A 12,388-nucleotide genomic window follows, 5' to 3' on the forward strand; every position below is an offset into this window, starting at 1 on the left:
GCAGACTTGACTTCCCAAAGCAATGCCGTAACTCTACTTGGCAGATGTTGGCATACCGGTTTTGAGCCGAAAGGTAGTGGCGGCATGGGTGACCAGGATAAAAACAAAGCGCGCGCGCTGAGATCGCTGCTTTTGTCGGTATCGGTGGGCGGCCTGCTGACGGCAGGGTGCACCACGAATTCCGGCCCAGAAGCCAGACATATGCATGCCGACCAGGAGGCCAGACATGCGCCGATGGCCGACAGGGATCGCTGCTCGGCCGCTGTTGCCAGCAACAGCCCCGCCGCCGTCAATTCGGTCCTGCGCCATGCGCCCGACGATCCCTGCATTCCGGCCATGCTGTCGGCGCTTCCACCGAACGTGCTGGCGCGCGTCAACCGGCATCTCGTCATGCGGCTGCCGCCGGCGCAGCTCAACGCCATTCCGCGCTCGATACTGGCGCAAATCGGCCAGGCAGAGTCTGCCCCGCCGAAAAGAACCGAGTCGGGCCAAGGGCGCCAGTATTAAAGGCCGTCAGTAATAGCCGAATACTTTATCGGCCCTTTATCGCTCCCCGTCATCGGAGCGAGCTCTTCCGCGTGGGCGTGGCGGCCCGGAATGTCTGTTGCGGTGCAGCGACTCCAGCGGCAGCTCTCCGAATGCGTGACGATACAAAGCCGAGAAACGACCCATATGGGCAAAACCCCAGCGCCGGGCGATTTCCGAAACGGTGCCCGCCGCACCGAAAGCGATCTCCTCGCGCACCGCCTGGAGACGAAGCAGGCGTAGAAATTCGAGCGGCGTCATGCCCTTGAACTGCTGGAAGGCGACTTGTAGCGCCCGTACGCTGACGCCGGCCTCGCGGGCGATGTCGTCGACATCGAGCGGCCGGCTGAGATTGGCCGCCATATAGTCGATGGCGCGTTTGACCTGCCGCGGCACGGCAGCGATCACCGGGCGTTCCAGCACGCCGGAATAGCGATGCGGCACGTTTTCGAGCAGGGCTATCATGATCGTGCGGAACAGATATTCGGTCGAGCGCAACGACAGCGCGTCGTCGCCATCCTGCTGCAGATTCTTCCAGAGGAACCGGCCGAGTTCCGCCAGACGGTCATGCGCCGCCTGGCCCGGCGGAATTTCCAAACTTATGTCGAGGTCATGCACAGCCGGGCCATCCAGGAGCGCACTGAGCTCGCGCTTCATCGCGGCGCGTGAAAATGCGATGCCGATATGAGAACGCTCCTGATGCAGTTTCAGACGTTCACAACGCGCAAGATCGGCAGCCAATATGCTTTTGGAAGTGGAGGCGAGCGACTTGTTGCCCGATGCCAGCTCCATCGCACCTGAGCTTGGCAGATAGATCGCAAAGGCATCCGGAGGTTCGGTGAAACTGACCTCCATTCCCGATCGGCAGCGGCCGGACCAGATATCGAATTCGCCGACGGAGAAGTGCAGGTCCTCGACCGACACCTTGCTGGCCCGAGCGATAGGAAACACCTGAACGGGCTTTAGCGTTCGCCTGTAGTGATCGCGCAATTGCTCGACGTCTGCCTCTACGACCTCGAACCGGGATTTTCGCATCTCGTGGTGTTCTCTGTGAAAACGCAGCAGACTCGGATCGCCAATCCATAGCAATTTTGTGTACCGGGTGAAATGCGGCGCTGGATTGAGATCGCTGCCCGGTTTTCCGACACGTCAGTCGGCGACCTATCCCGTCGCATTCACGGCGCCCTGCGATGTCTGCGCAGCGTCTCGGCGGGAAACTCGCCAAAAGCCTCACGGTAAAGCGCCGAAAGGCGGCCCATGTGATTGAAACCCTGCCGCCTGGCAAGTTCCGCTATGGATTCACCCTTGCCTTCGATGAGATCACGCCGAAGGCCATTGAGCCTCAATTCGCGCAAATGCTGCTGCGGCGTCATATCCTTGAATTGCCGGAATGCGGCTTGCAGGGCGCGCGTGCTGACACCAGCCTCCCTGGCTATGTCCTGCATTTCGAGCGGGCTGCCAAGATTTTCCACCATGAAGTCGATCGCCCGTTTAACGTGACGTGGCGTCGCGGCGGAAACGGGTCCGGCCAACGCCGCGGAATAGCGATGCGGGAAACTGTCGAGCACCGTCACCAGGATCGTCTTGAACAGTTGCACGGTCGAGTGCAGCGACAATTCTTCCTCGGGGTCTCTGGCGAGCATTGTCCAGAGCAGACCGCCAAGCGACATCAGCTGTTCGAAGGGCCGGGTGCCGCTCTCGACCTCCAGAGCCAGGTCGATATCCGGGCCGATCTGCGCATCGAGAAGTTCGCTGAGCTGGCGCCGGACGGAATTTCGATCAAAGCTGATGCCGATATGCGAGCGGCCGCCATGCTTGCGCGTCAAGTCGGTGCGGGCAAATTCGGAAACGATCAACCGGCCGGAATTCGACACCAGCGGCTTGCCGTGACAGCTGACTTCCATGGCGCCATCGAGGGGGAGATAGAGCGCATAGGCGTCCGGCGGATCAGTGAACCGTGCCTCGAGGCCGGTCCGGCATCCGGTCCTCCAGATGTCGAAGCCCGGCACCGAGAACTGACAGCCTTCGATCGAGAGCACGGATGTATCGCCGATCGGCTTCAACCGAACACAGGTTCGGGTCTTGGGCATGCTGGCTCCGACCTGGTCGATATCGGTCTCGACGAATTTATAGCGGGAAACCAGCGGTCTTGTAGCCATTGTCCTCTGTCATCTGATGGGGATTTATTGGCCGCGCCCCGCCTGCCGTTGACAGGACCGGCGGCACGCGGCCATCGCATCTCCTGACCTACCTATCAAGCGATAAGGGGTTTGCGCAGGCATTTCGAATATCTTCGCTGAGTTTCCTATCCAGGAGGCGCGTGAAATATCCACAATCCGCAGAAAGTTGCAGAGAACCGGCCTCATCCTGCGAGACCCACGCCCCGTCACCTTCGAAATGCGTGCTGCGGGCATAGTTTCCGACACGTCGCCCGCGGCGAAAACCGCGGGCATCAGGATCGCCGTGGTGTCCGGCATTGCAGATCCGGCCTATCGCCGGCCGCTGCCGAAGGCCTGCGCGATCCGGCCCATCATCTGCCGGCTCGGTGAGGCGACCGGTGCGGCATCATATGCGGCAGGCGTCGGCCGATAGGTGGCCCCAGAGCCCCGGCCAAGTTGAAATTGCTGCAGCAGGCGCTTGAGGCTGTCGACCTCGGTTGCCAGACTTGCGCTCGCGGCCGTCGTTTCCTCTACCATCGCGGCGTTCTGCTGCGTCGTCTGGTCCATCTGATTGACGGCGGCATTGACCTGAGACAGGCCGGTGGCTTGCTCGGCCGCCGACACCGCGATGGCCTGCATATGGTTGTTCATCTCGGCGATGTATTGGCCGATCGTCTTGAGTGCGACACCGGCGCCGCGCACCAGGCGAACGCCGCTGCTGACCTCTGCCGTGGAGTTCTGGATGAGCGCCTTGATCTCCTTGGCGGCGTTGGCGGATCGCTGCGCCAGTTCGCGCACCTCCTGGGCGACCACGGCGAAACCCTTGCCCGCTTCACCGGCACGCGCCGCTTCGACCCCGGCATTGAGCGCCAGCAGGTTGGTCTGGAAGGCGATCTCGTCGATGACACTGATGATGTTGGCGATCTGCTGTGAGCTCGTCTCGATTTTTTGCATCGCATTCTCGGCCTGCGACACCACTTCGGCCGATTCCAGGGCCGATTGATTGGCCTTGACGGCCACCGATCGCGCTTCCTGGGTGCGTTGGGTGGAATTGCTGACATTGACGGTGATTTGATCCAGGGCCGCGGCCGTCTCTTCCAGCGCCGCAGCCTGTTGCTCGGTGCGCTTGGAAAGGTCGGCAGCGCTGGACGCGATCTCGCTCGTGCCGCTGTCAATGGTGCTGAAACCGCCTGTCACCGCACGAAGGGCCTCGCCGAGCTGCTCGACGGACTGGTTGAAATTGTGCCGCAGCGCTTCGAAATCCGGCGCGAAAGCCTCCCTGAGCTCGAACGAGAGATCGCCGGCGGCCAATTTCTGCAGGCCGTCCGCCAGGCCGGCAGTGGCAACACGCAGCCGTTCCGTCGCCTGGGCTTCGGCCTGTTCCTGGGCGGCGATGCGGTCGGCCTCGGCCTGCCGGCGGGTGGCTTCCGTCTCCGCCTCCAGCCTGCGATTGGCAATCGCCGCCTGCTTGAAGACATCGACGGCTCCCGCCATCGCACCGATCTCGTCGGCGCGTCCCGAATAGGGGATTTCAAGATCGAGGGCACCGCCGGCGAGCCGGCGCATGGCGTCGGTAATACGGTTGATCGGCCGCGAGATCTGGGTCAGGGCAAAGGCGATCACACCGATGCCAATGAAGAATGCACCCAGGACAATGGTGTACGTGCCATTGATCGTGTATTGCAACGTCAACTGGTTGTCGGCGCCGGCGGCTTTCGCGCCGTTTGCGTTGAAGGCAACCAGTGCATCGAGTTGCTCGTCGATTTTACCGGCAAGCGCCTTCATGTCGCCATTGATGACTTTCTTGGCCTGGTCGTCCTGGTTCTTTCGGGAGAAGACAAGCATGCCATCGGCGGCTTTCACGTAGGCGGCGTAATCCTGCTCCAGCAGTTCGAACCTTTGCTGCTCCTCGCCCGGCTTGAGGTCCCTTTTATAGACGGCCATATTGGTCTCGAATATCTTCTTCGCGTCCGTGATTTGCGCTTCCGCTGCCGTCTGTTCGTCGTCCGTAACGGCCAGCACATGGTTGCGCAGCGCAATCCTGATATCGCCCATATTGACGTTGATCTCCTTCATCAGCAGAGCTGATGGCATGAGGTCATCGACCAGTTGGTCATTATGGGAGTCGATCGTCATCAGCGATGAAACGGACATATAGGCAAGTCCGCCAGTCATGGTGAACATGCCCAGAAGGCATGAAACGAGGGCGACCTTGATTGACGGGCGCTTCATGTAAAATCTCCGATTAGAAAATGAATACCAATGTATGTTTCCGAATAATGAGGTTAATAACCGCTAAATCGATCGACAACCTGCCCACCCGCGGCCAAGGAAGAAGCGCATTGCGGACATTCCTGCGTATCATGGATATTCACAACGGGATGCTTAAACAGCAGCTGTTCATAGCCTAGGCCAGCAGACTGGTCTTGAGAGGCTGAAATATTCTTCTGGTGAACGGGTGACAACAACTTAAATGCGTTTTATCAATTTTTAGGATAAGCACAAGCGAATCACCGCCTCCCTCCGACAGACCGGCGGCGCGCAACCAGTGCATCTCCTGRCCGACATATCAAAGGATGAGTCGTTTACCGGCATTTCAAACGCCTCCGGTCTTGTTCCTATCCAAGAGCCGCGCGACTTATCCACAATCCGCAGCAAACCGTTCGCGGCAAGCTTCCCCTTTCCGGAATCCACGTTTCGTTAACCACGCCGCATGAACGTTGCGTAACGCGAAGGCACAGGACGTGCCGGGCGATCCCGGCGATCGCAACGCGCTTCACTCGCGACGGATTGCTCCGAGCGCTCATCAAATCCCCCTGCACCGCGAAAAGGAAGTAGGAAGCGAATGCACGAGGTCTTTCTCTTGGTAGCAAAGCCGATGAAGATGTTCGGGAATCGGATGTCTGCATTGATCAAGGAAAAATCAGGGAATTTCGCCATAACGGCGGCAATCCTTCTGATCCCGATGATCATCGCCATTGGCTGCAGCGTCGATTTCGTTCGCGCCTGGAACACCAAGCTGAAAATGCAGAGCGACCTCGATGCGGCCTTGATTGCGGCGGTCAAAGAGGTGGATTCGCTTACCGAAGACAAGCTTCAGGCAAAAGTCGCCCAATGGTTCGCCGCGCAAGCCAATCTCGGCGATGCGACCTATTCCCTGTCCAATGTCAGCATTTCCGTGACCAAGACCGACAGGACCATCCAGGCATCGGCGACGGGCACCATTGAAACCTCCTTCCTGAAGATTGCCAATATCAACACGGTCGATGTCGCCGCGACGTCTGCCGTTGCAGGCCCGGCCACCGCCTACATGGAAGTCTATATCGTCATCGATAAGTCGGCGTCGATGCTGCTGGCCTCGACGACGGCTTACCAGACCAAATTGCGCGCCGACGCCAACATCACATGCGAGTTCGCCTGCCACGATACAACCGATCCGGTCTATAAGAAGGGCACCACCACCAAGCTCGCCAACAGCTATTATGACTATATCAAAGCGAAGTATGGCGCTTCGCTCAGAGCCGATGTCGCGGCGAGTGCCGTCTCCGAGGTGCTCGATGTCATCGATGCCGCCGACACTTCCAACGGGAGGATCAAGGTCGGCCTCTATACGCTCGGGGAAAACATCACCGAGGTTCTCGCCCCGACGACGTCCATCTCTCAAGCCGAGAGCACGCTCAGCAGCGACACGCGGCTGACCAGCGCCACATCGGAAGCCGGGACCTATTTCGACGTCTCGCTGACGGCATTGCAGAAGAAGGTCGGCGTGGCCGGCGACGGCACCTCGGCGGCCTCCCCGCTCAAGCTGGTCCTGCTGCTCACCGATGGCATCCAGTCCGAGCGAAACTGGGTCCTCTGGTGGCTGCAGCCGAACTACAATGTCCTCAACTGGACCTCCAGCCAGTCCGACGCCACGAAGAAGAAGATCTGGAATGTCGTGACACCCTTGAACCCCAATTGGTGCAAAGGCATGAAGACCAACGGCGCAACGATCGGCGTGCTCTATACCGAATATCTGCCGGTCACGGCGGACTGGGGCTATAACGCCACCGTGGGCGCCACCATGGCATCGAGCAATTACAAATCGACCTGGAATGCGACCATGCGCAGCGGCGTTTCTTCGAGCACCACCCGCCAGGCCTATATTCCCTATGCCCTTAAGGACTGCGCCTCCACCGAAGACATGTTCCTCATGGCAAACGACCCCGACGAGATCGAATCGGGGCTGTCATCCCTGTTCACCCAATATGCCGGAAGCGTGCATCTGACGCAGTGATGAAGAACAGCATGCGCTATCGCAATAATCTGCCGTCAGCGGGGCCGGATGCCACTCTACCGGGATCACACAAGCCTGATTCATCTGCGATTTGAAGATCTTACGGAGGCATGCACCTATCCGTCCGGCGCAGTTTTTTATCCAGATTGCGCATCAATCGATCTCCCCCGGAGATCAATCGGCGTTCCAGGGATGCCGATGGCAACAATTTTAACGGATCGGGCGCCTATTATCCGTAAAAGGGGAATTTTATGATAGAAATTTCTAATATTCATAATGGCTTAGACGTAAATCCGTGGCGATCCGTCGGCCGATCCTCTCTGGCGCTGGCGCTCTGCGACCGGCAGTGGCGGATCACCGACATCACCGAGGGCTTCGCAATGCTGCTTTGCTTCCGGCAGGACGAGATCGTCGGAAGAAACCTCGACGATGTGTTCGAACTGCCGGGCCTGCGCGTGATGAACGGCGACGCGCCTCTCGATCTCGGCCTGCGCAGCTTTCGCAAAGCGGATGGCGCTGGTCTCTGGCTGACATTGCAGACGAGTCCGGCAGAGGATGGCTGCTTCGTCCAGATCACCGATGTCGGCGCACTGATCCATGAGCGCGATACGCTGGCATACCAGGAAAGCATCTGGCGCCATGCCATGAAGGCGGCCGGCCACGGCGTCTGGGAAAATAATGCGCTGACCGATGCGCGGTTCTATTCGGAGGAATGGCGCAAGATCCGCGGCTTTCCGCCCGAGGGCGAAATCTGCGACACGATCGATGTCTGGGAAGAGCGCGTGCATCCCGATGACATCGCTGACGTCATGGAGCATGTCCGTGCCCACAATGCCGGCGAGATCGACCGGTTCGACTTCGAATATCGGGGGCAGCGGCTCGACGGCAGATGGATATGGATTCTCGCGCGCGGCCGAGCCGTCGCCTGGGACGGCAATGGCGTGCCGACGCGGCTGATCGGAACCGATATCGACATCACCGAGATGAAGGAGGAGGAAAGGCGCCGTGCGGAAGAGGTTGCCGCGGCGCACCGCCAGCATGTGGCCGAACTTGCCGAGGCACATGCAGCCGCCGAAGCTGCGCATCAGGTGGCCGATATCATGGCGCGCAAGGATCCGCTGACCAGCCTGGCAAACCGACGGGTGTTTGTCGAGGAAATCTCATGCCGGATCAGCGTCGAGGCCGGGCCTGACGAGGGCTGCGCCGTCCTGCTTGTCGATCTCGACCGGTTCAAGCCGATCAATGACGGCCTGGGGCACGCCGTCGGCGATTTCGTCATCCGGCAGGCGGCGGCGCGGCTGGAAGCAGCGGCCTTCGATGGCGCTCTGGTCGCCCGCATGGGCGGTGACGAATTCGGGCTGGTCATGCCGATTGCCGATGCGGGAGAGGCTGCAAAACAGGCGGTTCGCCAGGCGCGCGCGCTGATCGAGGCGCTCGGGGTGCCGATTCCCCTGGGGGATATCGACGCCGATGTCGGCGCCAGCATCGGCATTGCGCTTTATCCCGAGCATGGCACGGATGCCGAGACGCTCGTCCGTCATGCCGACATCGCCATGTACAATGTCAAGCAGAACGGCCGCGGCTTTGCCCAGATCTATTCCCCCGATGTCGGGCGCGATGCGGAAGCAAGGGCACGGCTGGTGGCGGATGTCCGGCGCGCCGTCGCCGAGGAGCAGATCGAACCCTATTTCCAGCCGATTGTCGATATCAGAACCGGCGCGGTGTCGAGTTTCGAGGTCCTGGCCCGCTGGACGCATCCGCAATTCGGCCCGATCGCGCCCGATCGTTTCCTGCCGATCATCGAACAGGCGGGCATGATGAGCCAGTTCTCCATCTATATGCTGCGCCGGTCCTGCCTGGCGGCTGCTCAGTGGCCCGCCCATATTCCGGTCGCCGTCAATATTTCGGCCGACGAGGTCTGCGATCCGGCGCTGCCGCTGCGTATCCTGGCGGTGCTGTGCGAAAGCGATTTTCCGGCCGAGCGCCTCAGTATCGAGATCACCGAACAGGCGCTGGTCAAGGATTTCTCCCGGGCAAAAAAAGTGGTTTCGGCGCTCCGCGGCGTCGGCATCAAAGTCCTGCTCGACGATTTCGGCACCGGCTATTCCGGCCTCGGCTACCTGCGCGAACTTGAATTCGATTGCCTGAAAATCGACCGCTCCTTCGTTGCTTCGGTGGCCCGGCAGCCGGAAAGCGAAAAGATCGTCGATGCCATCCAGATCCTGGCGAGGAGCCTCAATATCCGGACCGTCGCCGAGGGCGTCGAGGATGCGGAAACGCTGGCGATACTGGCTCGGATGGGATGCGACCTGGGCCAGGGCTATTTCTTTGCCAGGCCGATGCCGCAGGAAGAAGCCGGCCAACTGGTCTGCGGCAAGGCTGCCAGGGCGGCGCAAGTGACCACGGCATAGGGACGCCTTCGAGCGCCCTGAACCTTTGACTTCATCCGCACGGGTGGCCGCCACCGCCGTAATCAATCCTGCTCGCTTGAGCAAAAGCGTGTCGCCCGAAAGTGGTCAGCGGTTTCGGGAGACATGGCAAAAGCACTGGGCGGCGCATCCCGGAGATCGCGATGTGCTTCGGCATCGCCGATAGAAACGTCGGGACAGCCCCGCCGACGAGACACAATAAGGACCGGCTTTTCGGACGTTTTGTTGTCCGTTTGCATCATTGTTAAACTTCTGATGCTATCGGTATCCAAAAGACCAACGTTGGCGCTCACGATGCAAGTTGTTGATACTGAGGCAATTTCTCAAAAGTCAAATTTCAGCTTGGAACAGGCGTGGCGCCTTGGTTGCACAGGCCGCTCCGTCGAGGCACTCGCACTTGCCGGCCAAATTCTCAGCCATGCCATGGCGTGCGGCGACGACCGGCTCGCCGCGCGATGCGACACCGATATGGCCTGGTACTGTTTCCAAATCGGCAAAGCCGAACTTGGACTGACGCATGTCCGCCGGGCGGTGGATTTTTGGAAAGCGAGCGGAGAGCTTGCTGAGGAAGCTTTTGCCCGAGCCTATTTCGGCTGGCTGCTCCTGGAACTGGGCCTGGCGGACGAAGCCATCGAAGAGGCCACCCGTGCGCTCGATCTGGCGGACCGGAGCGCAGACCCGAAAGCACAGAGCCTCGCCACCAATGTCATCGGCATCATCTTCTGGTGCAACAAGCAACCGGAGCGGGCGATCTTCATGTGCGAGAGGGCCGTCGAGCTCGCCAGGTCGATCGGCGACAAGACCTTTGAATGCTGGTGGCTGATCAATCTCGGCGGTGCGCATTCGGAAGGCGGCTATATCGCGCAGGCGCTCGGCCAGCCCGAGGAAGGCCACCAGAAGCTGATCATAGCGCTGGAACTGACCGATCAGGCGCTCGACCTCGCCATCGAGATCGGCGACAACTGGGCAGCCCGTCTCTGTCTCGGCAACAAAGCCGATTACCACAATCACCTCGGCGCCTATGACGAGGCGCTGCAGTGCATGCTGCGCTACCAGCTGTTTCAGGAGAACAGCTATCTCCGCGACAGGCAGCAATATCTCTATACAATGGGCGAGATCTACAATGGCTGCGGAAAATTCGAAGAAGCCCGTGTGCTGCTGATCGAGGCGGAGGCGCTGATCGACGAGGGCGGCAGTTTCGATTCCGGCATCCAGATCTATCTTTACCTGTCGCAAGCCCATGAGGGTCTGGGGTATTTCGATCTGGCGCTGGAGGCGCATAAGAAATACCATCAGGCCTATCTGCGCCACAGTGCCGAGAAAACCCAGCAACGCGCCCGGCTCGCCGAGATCTACTATGAAACCAGGYGGTTCAAGCAGGTCGCCGAGACGGAATCGAAGCGCGCCGATACGCTGGAAGCCTCCTATCAGAAACTGCAGGAGCAGACCGACATCCTCGCCAGTGCCGTTTACCTGGATGCACTGACCGGGCTCTATAACCGCAAATTCCTCGACAGCCGCTTCAAGGAACTGGCGTCCGAAAAGCGTCCCTATTGCATCGCCATGCTGGATGCGGATCACTTCAAGTCGATCAACGACAATTTCTCTCACATGATCGGCGACCAGGTCCTCAGCGCCATCGGAACCATATTGCGCAACGAGGTTCGGCCGACCGACCAGGCCATCCGCTTCGGCGGCGAGGAATTCGTCGTTCTCATGGCCGGCACGCCGCGAGCCGCCGCCGATGTCTGCGAGAGGTTGCGTTCGGCCGTGGAGCACTGGGACTGGTCGGAAATCTGCAACGGACTGAAGGTCACGATCAGCATAGGCATCGCCGGCACCCCGTCCGCCAGCTCCCCAAACGCGATCTTGGAGATCGCCGACCAGAACCTCTACACGGCGAAAAAAAGCGGCCGCAATCGGGTCGTGGCGTAACGGACCCTATCCCCGCCGCACCTCGCGCTGGATGCGCATCTCCTCGCGCACGCGGTCGAGCTCGATTGCCATGTGATCGAAGGTCTTGGCCAGGTCCTTGCCGGTCTCCAGCATCTCTTCCATCACACTCGTCTGCTTGGACACCGCCGCAGTCAGCGCATTGAGCGCAGAGGGATCAAGCACCACGGCAGCCGCCTGTGCTCCTACCGCATCCCGCCCCGCATCGCCCTCCCTGCCCTTCAATATGCCGCGCCAGGAGACGCCGATGACGGCGGCGAGCACGGCAGCAAAGGCGACCGCCGCCGGCGCCGGCAGGTGGCCGACAAACTCAATGAGTTCTTCCATAATTTTCTCCGACATCGTGAGCGGCGCGATAGGCGTTGACGAGCTCGACCAGCACGAAGGGCGGGTAGATGGCGAGCCAGGTGCTCACAATTCCGGAAAGCATGTAGCAATAGGATATGCCGAAAAAGATCAGGCAGCCGCAGGCGGCCGACAGCATGCGAATGTGAGGCGTGACGTTTTGCCGGGCGCCGTTGACGATCAGTCCGGCAATGCGCATGAGCCCGAGGATCAGCATGCCGGAGCCGAGATAGGCTTCGCTGCCGAAGATCGAGCGAAAGCCGGAAAAGGCGGGCTCGTTGAAGGCATCGCCGGGCAGCAGGATCACCACGCCCCAAAGCGCCGTAATGAGGGCCAGGAGCCATTCGGTCATGCGCGTGCGGAACCGGTGCTGGATGCGAGTCCAGATGCCGGGGACGAGGTGGGTGGTATGAAGGGGGTAGTCGGTCATTTGGTGCGATGCGCTCCGGTGAGGAGTAAGCGCCGTCTCCGCCCCATTGGATTGGCTATATTTTGAGGCTTGCTGCGTGTGCGAGAAGGTTTCCAGGACTAACTGGAGATTTGCATGGCAGAAGATGGATTTGTGGGTCGCTACGAAGTTGTCGAGCCGCGCCGGGGAAATCGGCGTTGGCCGGATGACGTTAAGGCTCGGATTGTAGCGGAAAGCTTTCAGCCCGGTGTTCGTGTTGTTGATGTTGCGCGTCGTCATGACGTTATAGCAA

Annotated in this window: 10 protein-coding genes; 5 read left to right on the forward strand and 5 right to left on the reverse strand. The window is 60.2% G+C overall.

The window, feature by feature from the left end:
* The first annotated feature begins 84 nt into the window (after window positions 1-84).
* The gene (locus tag AC1D06_RS14950; RefSeq protein ID WP_477883237.1) at window positions 85-507 is read left to right on the forward strand and encodes a hypothetical protein; all 423 of its coding nucleotides are present in this window, start codon (window positions 85-87) and stop codon (window positions 505-507) included.
* A 36-nt stretch (window positions 508-543) separates the two neighbouring features.
* Here the strand turns inward: AC1D06_RS14950 and AC1D06_RS14955 are convergent, their stop codons facing one another.
* From AC1D06_RS14955 to AC1D06_RS14965, 3 genes are all read right to left on the reverse strand, one after another.
* Window positions 544-1,560, reverse strand: coding sequence for a helix-turn-helix transcriptional regulator (locus AC1D06_RS14955; RefSeq protein WP_477883236.1), 1,017 nt, complete (start codon window positions 1,558-1,560; stop codon window positions 544-546).
* A 140-nt stretch (window positions 1,561-1,700) separates the two neighbouring features.
* Window positions 1,701-2,684 (reverse strand): AraC family transcriptional regulator, encoded by a 984-nt coding sequence (locus AC1D06_RS14960; RefSeq protein ID WP_477986806.1) that lies wholly within the window; start codon window positions 2,682-2,684, stop codon window positions 1,701-1,703.
* A 330-nt stretch (window positions 2,685-3,014) separates the two neighbouring features.
* Window positions 3,015-4,916 carry a HAMP domain-containing methyl-accepting chemotaxis protein gene (locus AC1D06_RS14965; protein WP_477986807.1) on the reverse strand — a complete coding sequence of 634 codons (1,902 nt, stop codon included), beginning with the start codon at window positions 4,914-4,916 and terminating at the stop codon, window positions 3,015-3,017.
* 667 nt (window positions 4,917-5,583) lie between these two features.
* On the opposite strand from AC1D06_RS14965, the gene AC1D06_RS14970 reads away from it, so the two are divergent.
* The 3 genes from AC1D06_RS14970 to AC1D06_RS14980 all read left to right on the forward strand — a co-directional run bounded on the left by AC1D06_RS14970 (window position 5,584) and on the right by AC1D06_RS14980 (window position 11,324).
* Entirely contained in the window at window positions 5,584-6,960 is a 1,377-nt protein-coding gene (locus AC1D06_RS14970) for a TadE/TadG family type IV pilus assembly protein (RefSeq protein ID WP_477883230.1), read from the forward strand.
* A gap of 251 nt (window positions 6,961-7,211) precedes the next feature.
* Window positions 7,212-9,371, forward strand: coding sequence for a putative bifunctional diguanylate cyclase/phosphodiesterase (locus AC1D06_RS14975; protein ID WP_477986808.1), 2,160 nt, complete (start codon window positions 7,212-7,214; stop codon window positions 9,369-9,371).
* Between the two features lie 273 nt (window positions 9,372-9,644).
* The gene (locus AC1D06_RS14980) at window positions 9,645-11,324 is read left to right on the forward strand and encodes a GGDEF domain-containing protein (RefSeq protein ID WP_477986809.1); all 1,680 of its coding nucleotides are present in this window, start codon (window positions 9,645-9,647) and stop codon (window positions 11,322-11,324) included.
* 6 nt (window positions 11,325-11,330) lie between these two features.
* Here AC1D06_RS14980 and AC1D06_RS14985 read toward each other — a convergent pair whose 3' ends face one another.
* Together AC1D06_RS14985 and AC1D06_RS14990 are read right to left on the reverse strand one after the other, a co-directional pair.
* Window positions 11,331-11,669 carry a hypothetical protein gene (locus AC1D06_RS14985; protein ID WP_477986810.1) on the reverse strand — a complete coding sequence of 113 codons (339 nt, stop codon included), beginning with the start codon at window positions 11,667-11,669 and terminating at the stop codon, window positions 11,331-11,333.
* Window positions 11,653-12,117, reverse strand: coding sequence for a hypothetical protein (locus AC1D06_RS14990; RefSeq protein WP_477986811.1), 465 nt, complete (start codon window positions 12,115-12,117; stop codon window positions 11,653-11,655). The genes AC1D06_RS14985 and AC1D06_RS14990 overlap by 17 nt, the downstream gene beginning before the upstream one ends.
* A 114-nt stretch (window positions 12,118-12,231) precedes the next feature.
* Between AC1D06_RS14990 and AC1D06_RS14995 the strand changes: the two genes are divergently transcribed.
* Window positions 12,232-12,388 (forward strand): transposase (locus AC1D06_RS14995; RefSeq protein ID WP_477969758.1); only part of this gene is annotated, 157 nt, incomplete at its 3' end.

The organism is Rhizobium sp. P2_G2, from assembly GCF_056403555.1.

Excerpts from the sequence above, each read along its gene's own strand:
- AC1D06_RS14990 (WP_477986811.1), bottom strand. The coding sequence starts at position 12,117 with ATGACCGACTACCCCCTTCATACCACCCACCTCGTCCCCGGCATCTGG.
- AC1D06_RS14965 (WP_477986807.1), bottom strand. The coding sequence starts at position 4,916 with ATGAAGCGCCCGTCAATCAAGGTCGCCCTCGTTTCATGCCTTCTGGGC.
- AC1D06_RS14950 (WP_477883237.1), top strand. The coding sequence starts at position 85 with ATGGGTGACCAGGATAAAAACAAAGCGCGCGCGCTGAGATCGCTGCTT.
- AC1D06_RS14985 (WP_477986810.1), bottom strand. The coding sequence starts at position 11,669 with ATGGAAGAACTCATTGAGTTTGTCGGCCACCTGCCGGCGCCGGCGGCG.
- AC1D06_RS14955 (WP_477883236.1), bottom strand. The coding sequence starts at position 1,560 with ATGCGAAAATCCCGGTTCGAGGTCGTAGAGGCAGACGTCGAGCAATTG.
- AC1D06_RS14960 (WP_477986806.1), bottom strand. The coding sequence starts at position 2,684 with ATGGCTACAAGACCGCTGGTTTCCCGCTATAAATTCGTCGAGACCGAT.
- AC1D06_RS14975 (WP_477986808.1), top strand. The coding sequence starts at position 7,212 with ATGATAGAAATTTCTAATATTCATAATGGCTTAGACGTAAATCCGTGG.
- AC1D06_RS14970 (WP_477883230.1), top strand. The coding sequence starts at position 5,584 with ATGTCTGCATTGATCAAGGAAAAATCAGGGAATTTCGCCATAACGGCG.